Here is a 17,949-nt window from a genome sequence, read left to right as displayed (position 1 = left end):
ATGGCCGAGCTGACCCATTTCGACGCCGCTGGCAACGCGCATATGGTCGACGTCTCGGACAAGCCCGAGACCGCCCGTGTCGCCACCGCCGAAGGCTACGTCAAGATGGCCCGCGCAACCTTTGACATGATTACCGAAGGCCGCGCCAAAAAGGGCGATGTGATGGGGGTTGCCCAGCTTGCCGGGATCATGGGGGCCAAAAAGACCCCGGACCTGATCCCCCTGTGCCATCCGCTGCCGGTCAGCAAGGTCGCGGTCGAACTGACGCCAGACAGCGCGCTGCCCGGTCTGCGGATTACCGCTACGGTCAAGACCACCGGGCGCACCGGGGTCGAGATGGAGGCGCTGAGCGCCGTCAGCATCGCCGCGCTGACCGTCTATGACATGGCCAAGGCCGTGGACAAGGCGATGCAGATCGGCGGCATCCGTGTGACACTGAAAGATGGTGGAAAATCAGGGCGGTACGAGGCACAATGATCGGTGCAATGATCACGGTGGACGAGGCCCGCGCGCTTCTGTTCAAGCTTGCCGCCCCGTTGCCGGCAGAAGAGGTTCCACTGATCGCGGCCGCGGGCCGCATTCTGGCCCGCGACGTGAGAGCGCGCCGCGACCAGCCGCCCTTTGCCGCCTCGTCGATGGATGGCTATGCGGTGAACTCTGCCGAGGTCGAGCAACACGCGATGTTCAAGCTGATCGGCGAGGCCGCCGCCGGGCATCGGTTCGAGGGCCGGGTCGGCCCGGGGCAAGCGGTGCGCATCTTTACCGGTGCGCCCCTGCCCGAAGGGGCTGATTTCGTTGTCATTCAAGAGGATGTCAGCCGAAGCGGCGATCTGATCACCATCGCCAACGCACCGGGGAAAAACGACAACGTGCGCCCGCTCGGCGTGGATTTCCGCGCTGGCGACACGGTACAGGCCCCGCGCCGGTTGCGCCCCGCCGATATTGCCCTGCTGGCGTCGATGAATATCGACCGGGTGCCCGTGGTGCGCAAACCCGTCGTCGCGCTGATCTCCACCGGGGATGAATTGGTGATGCCCGGCGAACAGCCCGGCCCGGACCAGATCATCGCCTCTAATACCTTTGGTCTCAAGGCGATGCTGGAAGAGGCCGGCGCCGAGGCCCGGATCCTGCCCATCGCGCGTGACAGCGCGGCCTCGCTCATCACGGCCTTTGACCTCGCCAAGGGCGCCGATCTGGTGATCACCATTGGCGGCGCCTCGGTCGGCGATCACGATCTAGTGGCGGGCGTGGCGGAAACGCTGGGGATGGAGCGTGCGTTCTACAAGGTGCGGATGCGCCCCGGCAAACCGCTGATGGCGGGGCGGCTGAACGGGGCCGCCATGCTGGGGCTTCCCGGCAATCCGGTCTCGGCCATGGTCTGCGGTCGGGTCTTTGTGGTGCCGATGCTGCGCGCGATGCTCGGGCTGGGGGCGCCCGCCCCAAGGCTCAACCAAGCCGCGCTGGCCGCGGATATCGGCGCCAACGGCCCGCGCGAACACTACATGCGCGCGCGGATCGGTGCAGATGGCCGGATCACGGTAGAGGGCAACCAAGACAGTTCGCTGCTCTCGGTTCTGTCCGCCGCCACGGCGCTGGTCCGACGCCCCGCTGACGACCCGGCCCGTGCCGCGGGCGAGGTTGTGGACTATCTTTCGATCTGATCACCCGCTCTGCCGCCCTTGACACAAAACGTGAACATGCGTAGAACAAAACAAAACGCATGGCTGCGAGGTGAACACGATGCTGACCCGGAAACAATTGGATTTGCTAACGTTTATCCACGACCGCGTACAGCATGACGGGGTTCCGCCCAGTTTCGACGAAATGAAGGTGGCGCTGGACCTGCGCTCCAAATCCGGCATTCATCGCCTAATCACCGCGCTCGAGGAGCGGGGCTTTATCCGGCGGTTGGCCCATCGCGCCCGCGCCATCGAAATCGTCAAACTGCCTGAAAGCCTGGGCGGAGAGTCGAGCACCGGGTTTTCTCCCCGCGTGATCGAGGGAGACCGCCCCAGCGCCCCGCGCCCGGCCAATGCCGATGGGGTCGAACATTATTCGATCGAACTGCCGATGATGGGCCGCATCGCCGCCGGTGTCCCGATCGAGGCGATCAGCCATATCTCGCACAATGTCGCGGTTCCGGCCTCCATGCTGTCGGGTCAGGGCGAGCATTACGCGCTTGAGGTCCGGGGCGACTCGATGATCGAGGCGGGGATCAATGACGGCGATATCGTCATCATCCGCGAAACCCAGGCCGCCGATAGCGGTGATATCGTGGTGGCCTTGATCGAGGATCACGAGGCGACCTTGAAACGGTTTTTCCGCAAGGGCAAATCCATCGCTTTGGAGGCCGCCAACCCGGCCTATGAAACCCGCATCCTTCCCGAAGACAAGGTCGCGATACAGGGCCGTCTGGTCGGGTTGATCCGGACCTATTGACCCAAACCTATTGAATTGGCCCTATTGAACTGGCCCTGACCAGAGCCGCCAACGGTCCGGGGTTCGCGTCGCTCGCACCCCGCCGTCGCTGTCAAAGGCCACCGCGCCGGTCTTGCCCAGATATGACGGATCAAGCACCAGACAGGGCCCGTCCAGCGGCACCGGCAGCGGGGCGACGACCACATCCTGTGCGGTGCAATCGCTCAGCTCCGGCAGCGCGCGTTTGCCGGTCACATGGATGATACGGCGTGCCCCGGCCTTGATCACGCGCAACCGCCCAGCCCCCCCCGGCCAACGCGCCGCCGCTTCGGGTTGATCGGCGCCGTCACCATCGTTTTCCAACCAGATCCCGGCGACAAAGCCCGCCCCGCGCGACTTGCTCAAGGCCCGGCCCTGCGGTGTCATCACGCCGACCAGTGTGCCACTGTCGGCAATCAGCACCGCTGGACGTTCGGCCCCGGTCCAGATCAGCACCGCCGCCGCTGCCGGGATCAGCCCGACAAGCCGCGCCCATCCCTGCCAGAGGATCACGAACAGGATCCCCAGCACGAAAAGCGGCAGCACCAGCGGGCCGGGGCTGGTCACGTAGCCGCGCGCGCCCGGCAGCTGCGCGGCCCAATTGGCCACCATGAGAATCCAGCGCAACCCGAGCCCCATCGCCTCCAGCGGAAGTGCCTCAAGACCAAATGGGGCGAGGGTGGCGGCCAGCACCGCCGCCGGGATCACCACCAGCCCCATCACCGGCACCGTCGGCAGGTTGGCCACCAGCCCGTAATGTGCCAGCGCATTGAAATGCGCCGCCGCCACCGGCGCGGTGGCCAGCCCCGCCACCAGCGACGACAGCCCCACCCCGACCACCGGGGACAGCCATCGCGGCCCCAGCGCCAGCTGCCAATCGCGCAAGGCCCCAAACACCGCGATCAGCGCCGTGGTGGCCGCAAAGGACATCTGGAACCCCGGCCCCAGCAGCGATTCCGGCCGCATCAGCAAGACAATCAACGCCGCCAGCGCCACCGCCCGCAGCGAAAAGGCGCGCCGATCCACCATCACCGCGCCCAGCATGACGGCGGTCATGACAAAGGCACGTTCTGTAGCCACGTTGCCGCCCGACAGCGCAAGATAGCCCGCAGCAGCCAGAATCGCGGCCCCGGCGGCGATCTTGCGCGCGGGCAACCGCAGCGCCAGCACCGGGATTGCGGCCAGCCCCAATCGGATCGCGGCAAAGACGAACCCGGCCAACAGCCCCATATGCAGCCCCGAGATCGCCAGCAGATGCGCCAGATTGCTGGCACGCAGCGCCTCCAGCGTTTTTTGCCCGACGCCGCTGCGATCGCCGGTTGTCACCGCCGCAGCAAAGCCGCCGATATCCCCGGGCAAAACCGCCCGCATCCGCGCCGCGACCGCCATGCGCAGGCGGAACAGGCCCAGATCGCGCCCCGGCGGGGCCGCGACGAGCACGGGCGCGCGGGTATAGCCCACCGCCCCCAAGCGCTGAAACCAGGCGTGACGGCGAAAATCAAAGCCGCCGGGCTCTGCCGGCCCCTGTGGCGGGGCAAGATGGGCGGTGGTCATGATCCGCGCGCCGGGCCACCCCCCCTGCCCCGACGCCGTGCCATGCAGCGCGATCCGCAGCCGTGCCGGCACCTGGGTCGATACCGCCCCCTCCAGCCGGACGCGATCCAGCGTCAGCCGCAGCGCATCCGAGGCGGAACGATCAAGCGCCACGACACGGCCTTCGACCGGCCCGTAGTAGCGGAAACTCAGGACCGGGGCCGCGACCAGATGCGCCCGCGCCGAAGCCAGCGCCAAGCCGGTTGCGAGCAACGCCGCCGCCACTCCCAGCGCCGCCACCCCGCCCGGGCGCAACAGCGCCCAGACCGCCCCGGCCGCCCCGATCAGCCCCGGTATCAGATAAAACCTGCCGTCCGGCTCTGTCGGTAAAAAGAAATAGATCCCGATCCCCAGCCCGAGAAACACCGGAGCCCAAGGAAACAAATGCCCGCGCTGGCGATCCAGCACCGCATCAAGCGCGGCTGCAACCTTGCCCGCAACGCCCATGCTTGCCCCCCGCCGTCCGGCCCGCTATTCAGGCCACAAAACGTTATTCCCCTCATGGTTACCAAAAGGTAAAGCGCCCTTATGTCCGATCAGGTCGTCACCCGTTTCGCCCCCTCGCCCACCGGTTTTCTGCATATCGGCGGCGCGCGCACCGCGCTGTTCAACTGGCTTTACGCGCGTGGGCGCGGCGGCAAGTTCCTGCTGCGGATCGAGGATACCGACCGCGAACGCTCGACCCCCGAGGCGACGCAGGCCATTTTGCAGGGGCTGAGCTGGATGGGGCTCGACTGGGACGGAGACCCGATCAGCCAGTTCACCCGCGCCGATCGACACGCCGAGGTGGCCCGCCAGCTTCTGGCCGAAGGCAAGGCCTATAAGTGCTTTTCGACACAGGACGAGATTGCTGCGTTCCGAGAGTCTGCCCGCGCCGAGGGCAAGAGCACACAGTTTCGCAGCCCTTGGCGCGATGCCGATCCCGCCACACACCCGGATTTGCCCAGCGTCATCCGCATCAAGGCACCGCAGCAGGGCACCACGGTGATCCGGGATCAGGTGCAGGGCGATGTGACGATTCGCAATGACCAACTGGACGACATGGTGCTGCTGCGCGGCGACGGTACGCCGGTCTATATGCTGGCGGTGGTGGTCGATGACCATGATATGGGGGTCACCCATGTAATCCGGGGCGACGATCACCTGAACAATGCTGCACGGCAGATGATGATCTATGACGCCATGGGCTGGCCGGTGCCGGTCTGGGCGCATATCCCGCTGATCCACGGGCCGGACGGCAAGAAACTGTCGAAACGCCACGGTGCGCTGGGGGCGCAGGAGTATCAGGCGATGGGCTATCCCGCCGCTGGAATGCGCAATTACCTAGCCCGGCTGGGCTGGAGCCACGGCGATAACGAATTCTTTACCGACGCACAGGCAAAAGAGTGGTTCGATCTGAGCGGAATCGGCAAAAGCCCGGCCCGGTTCGACCTGAAAAAGCTGGAAAGCCTTTGTGGCCAGCATATTGCCGTTAGCGATGACGCCGCATTGCGGCAGGAGCTGGAGGCCTATCTTGCCGCTGCAGGCAAGCCAGCCTTGACCTCAACGCAGGGTGACGCGCTGGAGCGGGCCATGTTCTGCCTCAAGGATCGGGCGAAAACCTTCCCGGAACTGATTGAAAAGGCGCATTTTGCGCTGGCAAGCCGTCCTGTCGAGCCGGATGAAAAGGCCGCCAAGGCGCTGGCAACGGTATCCGACGGTATGCTGTCTGAATTGACGCCGCAGTTGCAAAATGCTAGCTGGACGCGAAACGATCTGGAGGCGACTCTGGGCGCTTTCGCCGAAGACCGGGGCACCAAGTTCGGCAAGTTGGCCGGCCCGCTCAGAGCCGCTCTTGCCGGGCGCGCAGTGACCCCTTCGGTGTTCGACATGATGCTTGTGCTTGGCCAGGACGAAACCCTGGCCCGCCTCAGGGATGCTGCCGGGCGCGTCGGGTCGAACTGACCGGACATGACCGCGGCGAAAGATACAGGACCGGTGCCCGATGCCCGGTCTGCCCGCGCGGAGTAAGACGCTTTCGCGTTCCGTGCCAGATGAGAAGAAGGGACTAAAATGACCGATAAGAACAAGACCGCCACGCTACATATGGATGGCAAGACCGTCGAGCTGCCGATCCTGTCGCCGACGGTGGGTCCCGACGTGCTGGACGTGCGCAAACTTTACGCCGAAGGCGGCGTGTTCACCTATGATCCGGGGTATACCTCGACCGCGAGCTGCGACAGCACCATCACCTTTATCGATGGCGACAAGGGCGAGCTGCTGCATCGTGGCTATCCGATCGACCAACTGGCCGAGAAATCGCACTATCTCGAAGTGTGCTATCTGCTGCTTTATGGCGAACTGCCCACGGCGGTCGAACTGGAAGATTTCGAAACCCGCATCATCCGCCACACCATGCTGCACGAACAGATGCAGTATTTCTTCCGGGGCTTCCGCCGCGATGCGCACCCGATGGCCATCATGGTGGGTGTTGTGGGGGCGATGTCGGCCTTTTATCACGACTCGACCGACATTCAGGATCCCTGGCAGCGTGAAGTCGCCTCGATCCGCTTGATTGCCAAAATGCCGACCATCGCGGCCTGGGCGTTCAAGTATCACACCGGCCAGCCGTTTGTGTATCCGCGCAACGATCTGGACTATGCCTCGAACTTCCTGCGCATGTGCTTTGCCGTGCCTGCCGAGGAATACGAGGTGAACCCGATCCTGAGTCGCGCGATGGACCGCATCTTTACCCTACACGCGGACCACGAACAGAACGCGTCGACCTCGACCGTGCGTCTGGCATCGTCTTCGGGGGCCAACCCGTTTGCCTGTATCGCGGCTGGTATCGCCTGTCTCTGGGGTCCGGCCCATGGCGGCGCCAACCAGGCCTGCCTGGAAATGCTGAAGGAAATCGGCACCCCGGACCGCATCCCGGAATTCATCGCCCGCGCCAAGGACAAGAACGATCCGTTCCGTCTGATGGGCTTTGGCCACCGGGTCTACAAGAACTTTGACCCGCGCGCGACCGTGATGAAACAATCCGCCGACGAGGTTCTGGATCTGCTGGGGATCGAAGACAACCCGGTCCTGCAAGTCGCCAAGGAACTTGAAAAGCAGGCGTTGGAAGATCCCTATTTCGCGGACAAGAAGCTGTTCCCGAACGTGGATTTCTATTCCGGCATCATCCTCGAAGCGATGGGCTTTCCGACCTCGATGTTCACACCGATCTTTGCGCTGTCGCGCACCGTGGGCTGGGTCAGCCAGTGGAAAGAACAACTGGCCGATCCGCAGCACAAGATCGGTCGCCCGCGCCAATTGTACCTTGGCAGTGCGCGCCGCGATTACATGGATATCGAAAACCGCTGATCGCGGCCAAGATCCTGAATACAAAACGCCCCGCGAGATATCGCGGGGCGTTTTGCGTTTGGGGATCTCGGGAAAGAGGAACGCCAGCGCAGCTGGTCTGTGCCGCCGCCGCACGCAGGTGAGGCGTTTAATGCGCCGCCTTGCCTTTGCCGCTTACCGCGCGCCAAAGCGGCGCAACGATCCGCGTTCCCAGCCCCAGCAGGATCAACCCGAGCAACACCGCGAGAACACCATCAAGCGCCGCCGTCACGATCCATTCGGCCGCCGCCGTGATCTGTGCCGGCAGCGGTTGGGCAACGGCCACCGCGACATGGTGAATCGCGTCTTCGGGCGCATGCCAGCCCAACACGCCCAACCCGTGAATGATAATCGAGCCGCCAACCCAAAGCATCGCCGCCGTTCCTACCGCAGTCAGCAGCGCCAGGAATCCGGGCATCCCCCGCACCAGCCCACGACCGACGGCGCGGGTCAGGCCCAGCCGCCCCGTCCCGGCCATGTGCAGCCCGACATCGTCGGCCTTTACGATCAGCGCCACCGCGCCATAGACCACCACAGTAATACCAACCGCCACGATCGCCAGCGTCGCCGCCTCGATCACCACCCCGCTTTTCGGGATTTCCGAAAGCGCGATGGTCATGATCTCGGCGGACAGAATGAAATCAGTCTTGATCGCGCCCGAGGCCTTTTGTTCTTCCAGATGCGCGGGGTCCTGCGGCTCCTCCGGTGCGTCCTGCGGATGGGCGGCATGGGGACGGATCGCATGGGCGATCTTCTCCGCCCCCTCAAAGCTCAGATAGGCGCCGCCCAACATCAGAAGCGGCGCAATCAGCCAAGGCGCAAAGGCCGACAGCAACAGCGCGGCGGGCAACAGGAACAGAAGCTTGTTGCGCAACGATCCCTTGGTAATGCGCCAGATGATCGGCAACTCGCGGCTGGCCTCGAAACCATGGACATATTTCGGGGTCACCGCCGCGTCATCAATGACCGCGCCCGCCGCCTTGGCCCCGGCCTTGCCGGCATAGGCCGCCACATCATCAACCGAGGCCGCCGCCACCTTGGCCAGCCCCGCCACATCGTCCAGCAATGCCAGAAGCCCGCTCATCCCACCGTTCCCATTTCCAGTCTGTCACGCATCAACAGAGCCTAACTTATCCCACCCTGACCGCAAGCGTTAGCGCCACCGGGGCGAAAGCCTGTCGGTTTTGCGCTAACAGGCTCTGGGTTCGACGCTTTTTCCCTTTTGGGCAGGTCCTGCGCCAGCTATATCACCGGCGAACCATTCTACGGAGATTGTCATGACCATCAAAGTCGGGATCAACGGGTTTGGCCGTATCGGCCGTTGCACCCTGTCGCATATTGCGGCCTCGGGCCGAGACGATATCGAAGTGATCAAGGTGAACGCCACCGGCCCTCTGGAAACCGCGGCGCATCTGATCAAATACGACAGCGTGCATGGCCGCTTTTCCGGCCCGGTTACGCTTGGCGACGGCACCATGGATCTGGGCCGTGGGCCGATGCAGATGTTTTCGACCTATGACATGAACGAGTTGGACTGGGACGGCTGCGACGTCGTGCTGGAATGCACCGGCAAGTTCAATGACGGCGAAAAGGCCAAGGCCCATCTGGAACGCGGCGCGAAAAAAGTGCTGCTCTCGGCCCCCGGCAAGAACGTGGACAAGACCATCGTCTTTGGCGTCAACGACAACACGCTGACCGCAGACGACAAGATGATTTCAAACGGGTCCTGCACCACCAACTGTCTTGCGCCGCTGGCCAAGGTTCTGGACGAGGGCGTGGGGATCGAAAGCGGGATCATGACCACGATCCATTCCTACACCGGCGATCAGCCGACGCTGGACCGTCGGCACAAGGATCTGTACCGCGCCCGCGCCGCCGCGATGTCGATGATCCCGACCTCGACCGGCGCCGCCAAGGCCTTGGGCGAGGTTCTGCCGAACCTCAAGGGCCGCTTGGACGGCTCGGCCATCCGCGTGCCCACCCCCAATGTCTCGGCCGTGGACCTGACCTTTCGCGCCAGCCGCGAGGTCACGGCGGAAGAGATCAACGCGCTGATGGAAACGGCCGCCAACGGGGCGATGCGGGGCATTCTGGCCTATGAGCCGGCACCGCTGGTCTCGACCGATTTCAACCACAGCCCGGAAAGCTCGATCTTCGCCCCGGACCAGACCCGCGTCGTCGAGGGCCGACTGGTGCGCGTGCTCAGCTGGTACGACAACGAATGGGGTTTCTCGGTGCGCATGGCCGATGTGGCCGTGGCGATGGGCAAACTGGGCTAAACTCGCAAGTCTATCCCACCCTTGTTTCAAAGCACCCGGTCGGGCATACCTGATCGGGTGCTCTTGTATTTTCAGGATGGCCCATGACCGACAGAATCGCCCTTGTCCTGGGCCTGGTGATCCTCTCCGCCCTTACGCTGGACGTTGTCCTGAACGGGAGCGAGCATCTGGTCTTTCTGGGACAGAAAATGTTCGACTTCATCGAATGGCTCGCGTTCTGGCGCTAAGGCGGGCACCACTGGCGCCCCCGCCTGCCGTTCGTCGGGTGCAGTTCGTCGGAGAACGCTAATGCGTCCCCAGCCGATCCTTGAGTGCCTCGTTCACCAGCGGGGTAACGAACTTTGACACATCCCCGCCAAGCCGCGCGATTTCCTTGACCAACTTGCTGGCGATCGCCTGACGCCGTGCGTCGGCCATCAGGAACACGGTCTCGACACTGGCGTCGAGCGCGCGGTTCATGCCGACCATCTGGAATTCATACTCGAAATCCGCAACCGCGCGCAGGCCACGCACGATAATCTGTGCGCCGACATCATGGGCGCAATCGATCAGCAGATTTTCGAACGGATGCACGACGATCACGGTGCCGGTCTGCTCGCTCAATTTGGTGCATTCCGCCTCGATCATCGCGACCCGCTCTTCAAGGGAGAACAGCGGCCCCTTGTCACGGTTGATCGCGACACCGATCACCAGCTTGTCGACCATGATCGACGCCCGGCTGATGATGTCGATATGGCCCAAAGTGATCGGGTCGAATGTTCCCGGATAGAGCGCTACGCGCATGGCGTCCTCCTGCCTGTTTGCTCTGCCATCGCAAGCAACACGACAGGGGAACGATTTGCAAGGGCGCGCGGGCCTCTCCGCAACAAAATTACGCGGCTTAATGCCCCATGATCATGCCTTGCAGGGCATCCTTTTCCATCGCCAGTTCAGTCAATTGCGCCTTGACCACGTCACCGATGGTCACGATGCCGACCAGCTTGCCGTCCTCGACCACCGGCATATGGCGAAAGCGGCCCTCGGTCATGCGGGTAAGCACCTCTTCCACGCTGCACTGACCGGTGCAGGTGATAATATCCTTGGTCATGTATTGCGCCACGGTCTTGTCGAGACAGCCACCGCCGACCCGGCCCAGTTCGCGCACGATATCGCGTTCCGAGAAAATCCCGTCAGCCGTGTCGCCAGAATCGGAGACCACCAGCGACCCGATCTTTTTCTCGGCCAGCAGACTCGCCGCCTCGGACACCTTGGCATCGGATCTGATGGTCACGACGCCGGCGGCGGCCTTGGATTTGAGAATGGATTGAACAAGCATTTCCGTAACCTCCCGCAATTTTCTTTCCTACAACAAAGCGTTGCCGCAATATGCGATCAAGTCAAGTCAGGCTTTCAAGCCTTGCCACCTCGGCCCGGACCCGATCACAAAGCAGTTCGGCAAAGCGGGTCAGGCGCAGGCTGCGCTGCGCGCCTTGATATCGCACCAGATAGAAACTGCGGGTCAGACTGACCTGATCGGGCAAAACCTTGCGCAGATTGCTGTGCGACGGCAGGCTGAAATCATGCGCGATTCCGACCCCGGTGCCCTGCACCACCAGGCGCAACTGAACGGAAACCGAGTTCGAGGCCAACGGCACCCGCTGGACCCCCAAGGCCCCGAGGTAATCCAGTTCCTCGTCAAAGATCATCTCGGGAACATAGCCGACCATCCGCACCTGTCGCAGAGCCTCCAAAGTGTCGATCGGCAGGTTTTGGCGCAGGAAATCGCGTGTGGCGACCAGATGCAGGTGATAATCGCAGATTTTCTGCACCAACAACTGCCCGGCCGTGGGCGGGCTGACGGTGATCGCCATATCGGCTTCGCGCCGCGACAGGTTGACCACCCGTGGCAAGGCCACGATCTGAAGATCAAGGTCGGGGTTCTCTTCGCCAATCCGGGCGCAGACCTGCGGCAGCACGTAATTGGCGCAGCCATCCGGTGCGCCGATTCGGATTTGTCCTGCCAAACTGTCACTGGAGCCGGTCAGCGCCTCGCCCGCCGCGCGCATGGCCGCCTCCGCCGCTTCGCCATGGGCGAGTAACCGCTCCCCCGCCGCGCTGAGCGCGTAGCCCTGCGGCGATTTCACGAACAGCACCGCCCCCATCGCCTGTTCCAGACGGGCAATGCGCCGCCCCACCGTTGCCGGGTCAAGCTTTAGCATCCGCCCCGCGCCGGACAGACTTTGCTCTCGCGCGACGGCGAGAAACACTTTCATATCGTCCCAGTTCGGTTCCATCTCACCCCTTGCGAAACTGCAAAGCCTTTTTGAAATCTTGCCCCTGTTCAAGGGATTTCCGCAAGCCTATCTTACAGAAAATTCAGTAGGAGGAGCGATCCCATGCAAGAACTGACCCACTATATCAACGGTGAACATGTAAAGGGCCAATCCGGCCGCTTTGCCGATGTGTACAACCCCGCCACCGGCGAGGTTCAGGCCAAGACACCGCTGGCGAGCGTCGAAGAAATGGCGAAGGCCGTTGAAATTGCCGCTGCAGCACAACCGGCTTGGGCCGCGGTCAACCCGCAGCGTCGCGCCCGGGTGCTGATGAAATTCGTCACCCTGCTGAACCGCGACATGGACAAGCTGGCCGAGGCGCTGAGCCGCGAGCATGGCAAAACCTTCCCCGACGCCAAAGGCGACGTCCAGCGCGGGCTGGAAGTGGTGGAATACTGCATCGGTGCCCCGCAGATGCTGAAAGGTGAATTCACCGACGGCGCCGGCCCCGGCATCGACATCTATTCCATGCGTCAGGCGCTGGGTGTGAGCGCCGGGATCACCCCGTTCAACTTCCCCGCCATGATCCCGATGTGGATGTTCGCCCCGGCCATCGCCTGCGGTAACGCCTTCATCCTGAAACCGTCCGAGCGTGACCCCTCGGTGCCGCTGATGCTGGCCGAACTGTTCGAAGAAGCCGGTCTGCCCAAGGGGATCCTGCAGGTTGTGAACGGCGACAAAGAAGCTGTCGACGCCATTCTCGACCACCCCACCATCCAGTCGATCGGTTTTGTCGGGTCCACCCCGATCGCCGAATACATCTATGGCCGTGGCTGTTCCAACGGCAAGCGGGTGCAATGTTTCGGTGGCGCCAAGAACCACATGATCATCATGCCCGATGCCGACATGGATCAAGCCGCCGATGCGCTGATCGGCGCGGGTTACGGTGCTGCGGGCGAACGCTGCATGGCGATCTCGGTCGCGGTTCCTGTCGGCGACGAGACCGCCGACCGCCTGATCGAAAAGCTGGTGCCGCGCATCGAAAAGCTGAAAGTCGGGCCCTATACCGCTGGCGACGACGTGGATTACGGCCCTGTCGTGACCGCAGCCGCCAAGGAAAAGATCCTCGGGCTGGTGCAGTCGGGCGTGGACCAAGGCGCCGAACTGGTTGTCGATGGCCGCGGCTTCTCGCTGCAGGGCTATGAAGATGGCTTCTTTGTCGGCCCGCACCTGTTCGACAAGGTGACCCCGGACATGGATATCTACAAGCAAGAGATCTTTGGCCCGGTGCTGTCGACCGTGCGCGCCCAAAGCTATGAAGAAGCGCTGAAACTGGCGATGGACCATGAAATGGGCAACGGCATCGCGATCTTTACCCGCGATGGCGACACCGCCCGTGATTTCGCCAGCAAGATCAATGTCGGCATGATCGGCATCAACGTGCCGATCCCGGTTCCGTTGGCCTATCACACCTTTGGCGGCTGGAAGAAATCGGCCTTTGGTGACCTGAACCAGCACGGCCCGGATGCGTTCAAATTCTACACCCGGACTAAGACCGTGACGGCACGCTGGCCCTCGGGTCTGAAGGACGGCGGAGAGTTCCACTTCAAAGCGATGGACTGATCCAAACTGTCTGAAACGATAGGAAAGCCCCGGTCATTTGACCGGGGCTTTTTTCGTTGCACGGCGCGGGAACGATTACCAGGTCAGGGTCTGCATCCCGTCGCGGAACAGCCAGCTTTCGACCAGCGGCCAAGTTCCCATTTCGACCCCCTCGATATAGTCATCCTTGGTCAGCCCGGCGGCCTTGGAACAGGCGCCGCACATGATGACGGTGCCGCCATCGGCCATGAACGCCTTGAGCATGTCCTGAATCGACGTCCCCTGTTCTGCCATCAACCCGTGCACATGGCTGGCGCGTTTCTTGTCGGCCAGATACACCGCGCGCACGTTCAGCCAGATCGCCGTGTCATGGCCATTCTTCAGCGATTTCTGATGCGCGAACAGGATTGCCTTGGCCGCCGACCAGGTGTCATCGGTGGTCAGGCTCACGAACAAACCGCGCTTGGCCCCGTCGTCGGCCCGAACAAGATCGGGGGTTCCGGAAACGACCAGCGCAAGAAGCCCCATCGCGACGAATTGAAAAATCCTGAGTTTCACTTTTTTCTCCCTCATATATGAAATTGACACATTCCAGATACCGCATATTGGCGCCGCGCTGATTGACCCATGTCAACAACCTTCCTGCGCGGGAAGGATTGGCGCTGACCCTGCCCTTGCGTCATCTGCCGCCCCTTCTGTTTCTGACGGAGGTCTTGCGTCCCCCGGGAGCAGATCAGATCGCAAGCCGGTCGAGACAGGGCCGGACACCGGATTGACCCACCGAGAAAATCATGTTTTCTGGATCGAACTGACCAGAAACTACTGCTTGTTCCTGTTTTCGAGGGCGTATCACATGTCTGTTTCGTTCCGCATATTCCCAGACCGCGGGCTGGCTTTTGTCCGTTACACAGGTTTTGTACGGATGGAGGACACGCTGACTGCCTTTGCCGACTATGCCCGCGATCCCGATTGCAAACCGGGACAGAAACAGCTGGTCGACCTATCCAAAATCACCGGCTATGAACCGGATTTCACCAAGATGATGCAGGTGCAGGCAAACAAGGCCGACGTGTTTGCCGCCGAAGGGGCCGAAACGCTGATGGTCTATTATGCGCCGAACAAGCTCACACAGGATCTGGCGCGGCTTGCCCTGCGCTCGTGGGAGCCATTCGACTCCGTCGTCGCCCTGATTCAGGAGGACGAAGCGCATGCGCTGGAGCTTCTTGGCCAACCCGAACGCGCATTCGATGCCCTTTGGGCCTTGGCGCGTGAGGCCTGATCCGGCCAGAATTTCATCGCTTGCGGTCGTGCTTGGTTAACAATGCCGTGAGGCAAAGGTCTGCGGCCGCACGCCCTCTGGTATGATCGCGAAAATTTGGGTACATCCCAAGCATAAAAAGCACACCGAGGTCCGAGCATCATGTCCGATTTTCGCATCACCCGCCGCAGCGCCCTGCTTGGTGTCGCGGCGACTTTGGCAAAGCCTGCCCTGCTGCGCGCACAATCCTCTGACGCCTTTCCGCAAGAGGAACAACCGATCAGCGATCAGTTCCCGGTGCGGCGCAACATCTCGTCGTTCAGCGAGCAGCATTGGCAGGACCATTTCGACACCTTGGGCAAAGGCTGTCTGCTGGCCGATATCACCAGCCGCGCGGTGCATTACTGGGGGCCCGATGGCGAAACCTATCGCCTGTTCCCCTCCTCGGTGCCGTTGAGCGAGGAGTTGACCAAGCGCGGCTATACCGAGGTTGTGCGCAAGGCCGAGAACCCGCGCTGGACGCCGACGTCCTCGATGCGCGAACGTGATCCCACCTTGCCCGCGTTCATGGTGGGCGGCCCCGGCAACCCGCTGGGCACCCGTGCGATGTATCTGGGTTGGCCAGCCTACCTCGTGCATGGCACCCACGACACCCGCAAGATCGGGCGGCAAAGCTCGTCCGGGTGCATTGGGCTTTACAACCAGCATGTCGAAGAACTGTATCCGATGGTTCAGGTCGGCACGCAGGTGCGGCTTCTCTGATCTGGGGACTTCGGCCCTGAAATCGTACAGAACGGGCGGTCCAGACGGGCCGCCTGTTTTGCGTTTCCCGTCCGACGTCATCCTGTCAAAGGCCGGGGACGCCCGCCCCTAGCGTTTGCGCATCCAGAAACTCTGCGCCCGCCCCTTGGACAGAAACGGCAGCGCCGCGACAGCATCGGCACGGCCACGCTGCAACAGGTATCCGGGCCAGAGTATCTCATACCCGCCACCCTGCAACAGCGCGTGCAGCATGTATTGCTCGCCCCAGGACGGGCAGTCATAGAAGAACCGCTTGGGGTATTCATAGGGCAGGAACACGTCGTGGACGTGGATCACAACACCGGGCGCCAACGCCGGGATGATCCGGCAGAACAGATGCGCGACATCGTTGCTCATCCTGACCTGATGGCTGGAATCGATGAACAATACATCGCCCGCCTGCAGCCCCGCGAAAAGCGCCGGATCGACGCTTTCCAGTGTCGCCTGTTCGAACCGGTCCACCACGTCGGCGATATCGGCGCGCGGCCACGGATCAACCGCCGTGAGCTGCGTGTTCAATCCGCCGTCGATGATCGCCTGACGAGTGATGCGGGTGGAATTGCCACAGCCCACCTCGATCACGCGTTTGGGGGCAAACCGGCGGATCATCAGATACAGCGCCTCGGCATCCGGGGTATCGAAATAGCCGTTTCCAGCACGATAGCCGGACGCCGTGCCCTCAGGCGCCATCAGGGCCGCCAAAGCCTGCGCATGGGTTTGATAGTCCGCCACCAGCGGCGCGATATCGAAAGCCTCCATCCCCGGGGACAGCGCATAGGCGGGCCGGTCCAACCCGCCAGCGGCCTCAAAGGCGGCAAGCCGATCCTGTTCCGCCGCCTGCTCGACCAGAGTGCGCGCCAGCCGCCGCCGCCGTGCCCCGTCCAGCCCGGAGATGATGTCTTCAGGGTCTGGCAAAAGGGGTTTGGGCATGGGCATGGCTCCGTCTGGCTGCGGCAGCCTGCATAGCCCCCCGCGCCCGCACGGCGCAACCGTGGATCGCCAAACTCGGGCTTTTTCGCTTGGCATCGTGAACAGGGCAGGTTTGACTAACCGAGAGCACCGCGGATCGGAGCCTGACGATGCAAAGCACATTCACCCTCGGGATCGAAGAGGAATATCTGCTGGTCGATCGCGACTCGCTGCGGCTGGCCGAGGCGCCCGAGGCGCTGATGGCCGCCTGTCAGGCGGATATGCAGGGGCAGGTCAGCCCCGAATTCCTGCAATGCCAGATCGAGGTCGGCACCCGCGTCTGCGAAACGGTGGCGCAGGCGCGCGAGGATCTGAAGCGGTTGCGCACGAGCGTCTCGAACCACGCCGCCAAGCACAACCTCGCCCCCATCGCGGTCAGTTGCCACCCCTTCGGGGATTGGAAAGAGCAGCACCATACCCGCAAAGACCGCTATGACAGCCTGCACCACGATCTGGGCGGCGTGGCGCAGCGGATGCTGATCTGTGGCATGCATGTGCATGTGGGCCTTGACGACAAGGCGCTGCGCACCGACCTGATGCCGCAGATGTGCTATTTCCTGCCGCATCTGCTGGCGCTGTCGACCTCCTCGCCGTTTTGGCAGGGGCAGGACACGAAACTGGCCTCGTACCGGTTGACGGTGTTCGACAACCTGCCTCGCACCGGGCTGCCGCCGGTGTTTTCAAGCTGGGAAGATTATGAACGCGCCACCGGCACGCTGATTGATCTTGGTATCATCGAGGACAGCTCAAAGATCTGGTGGGATTTGCGCCCGTCGCATAATTTCCCCACGCTGGAGACCCGGATCATGGATGTCTCGCCCCGGTTGGAACACGCCCTGTCGCTGGCGGCCCTGACCCAAGCGATTCTGCGGATGCTGGTGCGGTTGCGCGAACAAAACCTGCGGTGGCGCGACTATGACCGGTTCCTGATCGCCGAGAACCGCTGGCGCGCGCAACGCTATGGGGTCAGCGAGGGGTTGATCGACTTTGGCGAACGCAAGATCAAGCCGATGTCACAGCTGATGGACGAGATGATCACCCTGCTGTGCGAAGATGCCGAGGCCCTGGGCACGCAGGAAGAGATCGCCGCGCTGCGAACGTTGGCCGAACAGGGCACCAGCGCCACCCGCCAGCGCCGCGTCCATGCCGAGGCCGTGGCAAAGGGCGATGATCCCGGTCGCGCCGTGGTCCGCCACCTGATCGAAGAATTCCGCGCCGATCTTTGACCGCACCCCGGCGATCTGCAATCATCTTGCAAGAGTTTCCTGAGACAAGATCGGACCAGACAACGGCATTCGTGCAAATCGGGTTTGCAGCAATGGTACTTGTACGTCCGGTTCTGCAAAGGCTAATAATAAAACGAACGTTCAAT

18 protein-coding genes are annotated in these 17,949 nt (G+C 62.8%); 11 read left to right on the top strand and 7 right to left on the bottom strand.

The features are described 5' to 3' along the window. The 3 genes from moaC (at window position 1) to lexA (ending at window position 2,439) form a co-directional block, all read left to right on the top strand. Entirely contained in the window at window positions 1–477 is a 477-nt protein-coding gene (moaC, locus tag E1B25_RS05385; RefSeq protein WP_132827653.1) for a cyclic pyranopterin monophosphate synthase MoaC, read from the top strand. An 8-nt stretch (window positions 478–485) separates the two neighbouring features. After that, window positions 486–1,661 (top strand): molybdopterin molybdotransferase MoeA, encoded by a 1,176-nt coding sequence (locus E1B25_RS05380; RefSeq protein ID WP_132827740.1) that lies wholly within the window; start codon window positions 486–488, stop codon window positions 1,659–1,661. A gap of 79 nt (window positions 1,662–1,740) precedes the next feature. Next, window positions 1,741–2,439, top strand: a complete 699-nt coding sequence (lexA, locus tag E1B25_RS05375) for a transcriptional repressor LexA (RefSeq protein WP_132827651.1) — start codon at window positions 1,741–1,743, stop codon at window positions 2,437–2,439. Window positions 2,440–2,460: 21 nt separating this feature from the next. Here lexA and E1B25_RS05370 read toward each other — a convergent pair whose 3' ends face one another. Next, complete coding sequence (locus E1B25_RS05370) at window positions 2,461–4,497, bottom strand: ComEC/Rec2 family competence protein (protein ID WP_132827650.1); 2,037 nt, start codon at window positions 4,495–4,497, stop codon at window positions 2,461–2,463. Window positions 4,498–4,578: 81 nt separating this feature from the next. Here E1B25_RS05370 and gltX point away from each other — a divergent pair, with 81 nt between their 5' ends. Then, the gene (gene gltX / locus E1B25_RS05365; RefSeq protein ID WP_132827649.1) at window positions 4,579–5,994 is read left to right on the top strand and encodes a glutamate--tRNA ligase; all 1,416 of its coding nucleotides are present in this window, start codon (window positions 4,579–4,581) and stop codon (window positions 5,992–5,994) included. A 108-nt stretch (window positions 5,995–6,102) separates the two neighbouring features. Further along, the gene (gene gltA, locus E1B25_RS05360) at window positions 6,103–7,398 is read left to right on the top strand and encodes a citrate synthase (protein WP_132827648.1); all 1,296 of its coding nucleotides are present in this window, start codon (window positions 6,103–6,105) and stop codon (window positions 7,396–7,398) included. A 127-nt stretch (window positions 7,399–7,525) separates the two neighbouring features. Here the strand turns inward: gltA and E1B25_RS05355 are convergent, their stop codons facing one another. Beyond that, on the bottom strand, window positions 7,526–8,500 hold the full coding sequence (locus E1B25_RS05355) for a DUF808 domain-containing protein (protein ID WP_132827647.1): 975 nt from the start codon (window positions 8,498–8,500) through the stop codon (window positions 7,526–7,528). Window positions 8,501–8,693: 193 nt separating this feature from the next. On the opposite strand from E1B25_RS05355, the gene gap reads away from it, so the two are divergent. Both gap and E1B25_RS22095 read left to right on the top strand, forming a co-directional pair. After that, on the top strand, window positions 8,694–9,695 hold the full coding sequence (gene gap / locus E1B25_RS05350; RefSeq protein WP_132827646.1) for a type I glyceraldehyde-3-phosphate dehydrogenase: 1,002 nt from the start codon (window positions 8,694–8,696) through the stop codon (window positions 9,693–9,695). Between the two features lie 83 nt (window positions 9,696–9,778). Beyond that, window positions 9,779–9,922 (top strand): hypothetical protein, encoded by a 144-nt coding sequence (locus E1B25_RS22095; RefSeq protein WP_165937552.1) that lies wholly within the window; start codon window positions 9,779–9,781, stop codon window positions 9,920–9,922. Between the two features lie 58 nt (window positions 9,923–9,980). Here the strand turns inward: E1B25_RS22095 and coaD are convergent, their stop codons facing one another. The 3 genes from coaD to E1B25_RS05335 form a co-directional block, all read right to left on the bottom strand. Next, entirely contained in the window at window positions 9,981–10,478 is a 498-nt protein-coding gene (coaD, locus tag E1B25_RS05345; RefSeq protein WP_132827644.1) for a pantetheine-phosphate adenylyltransferase, read from the bottom strand. Window positions 10,479–10,575: 97 nt separating this feature from the next. Beyond that, a complete protein-coding gene (locus tag E1B25_RS05340; RefSeq protein ID WP_132827643.1) occupies window positions 10,576–11,010 on the bottom strand; it encodes a CBS domain-containing protein in 435 nt (144 codons plus the stop codon). A gap of 61 nt (window positions 11,011–11,071) precedes the next feature. Next, window positions 11,072–11,968: a LysR family transcriptional regulator gene (locus tag E1B25_RS05335; RefSeq protein ID WP_132827641.1), complete on the bottom strand. Its 897-nt coding sequence runs from the start codon at window positions 11,966–11,968 to the stop codon at window positions 11,072–11,074. Window positions 11,969–12,070: 102 nt separating this feature from the next. Here E1B25_RS05335 and E1B25_RS05330 point away from each other — a divergent pair, with 102 nt between their 5' ends. After that, the gene (locus tag E1B25_RS05330; protein ID WP_132827640.1) at window positions 12,071–13,570 is read left to right on the top strand and encodes a CoA-acylating methylmalonate-semialdehyde dehydrogenase; all 1,500 of its coding nucleotides are present in this window, start codon (window positions 12,071–12,073) and stop codon (window positions 13,568–13,570) included. A 75-nt stretch (window positions 13,571–13,645) separates the two neighbouring features. Here the strand turns inward: E1B25_RS05330 and E1B25_RS05325 are convergent, their stop codons facing one another. After that, complete coding sequence (locus tag E1B25_RS05325) at window positions 13,646–14,107, bottom strand: DsrE family protein (RefSeq protein WP_245510617.1); 462 nt, start codon at window positions 14,105–14,107, stop codon at window positions 13,646–13,648. 364 nt (window positions 14,108–14,471) lie between these two features. On the opposite strand from E1B25_RS05325, the gene E1B25_RS05320 reads away from it, so the two are divergent. Both E1B25_RS05320 and E1B25_RS05315 read left to right on the top strand, forming a co-directional pair. After that, window positions 14,472–14,828, top strand: coding sequence for a hypothetical protein (locus tag E1B25_RS05320; protein ID WP_245510616.1), 357 nt, complete (start codon window positions 14,472–14,474; stop codon window positions 14,826–14,828). Window positions 14,829–14,969: 141 nt separating this feature from the next. Continuing rightward, window positions 14,970–15,569, top strand: a complete 600-nt coding sequence (locus E1B25_RS05315) for a L,D-transpeptidase (RefSeq protein WP_132827636.1) — start codon at window positions 14,970–14,972, stop codon at window positions 15,567–15,569. A gap of 108 nt (window positions 15,570–15,677) precedes the next feature. Here the strand turns inward: E1B25_RS05315 and E1B25_RS05310 are convergent, their stop codons facing one another. Continuing rightward, window positions 15,678–16,538: a class I SAM-dependent methyltransferase gene (locus E1B25_RS05310; protein ID WP_132827634.1), complete on the bottom strand. Its 861-nt coding sequence runs from the start codon at window positions 16,536–16,538 to the stop codon at window positions 15,678–15,680. A 149-nt stretch (window positions 16,539–16,687) separates the two neighbouring features. Here E1B25_RS05310 and E1B25_RS05305 point away from each other — a divergent pair, with 149 nt between their 5' ends. Next, entirely contained in the window at window positions 16,688–17,803 is a 1,116-nt protein-coding gene (locus tag E1B25_RS05305; RefSeq protein ID WP_132827632.1) for a carboxylate-amine ligase, read from the top strand. The last annotated feature ends 146 nt before the right edge of the window (window positions 17,804–17,949 follow it).

It is taken from the genome of Antarcticimicrobium sediminis (assembly GCF_004348975.1).
GTDB classification, from domain to species: domain Bacteria; phylum Pseudomonadota; class Alphaproteobacteria; order Rhodobacterales; family Rhodobacteraceae; genus Antarcticimicrobium; species Antarcticimicrobium sediminis.
This window is presented reverse-complemented; position numbering and strand designations above follow the sequence as displayed.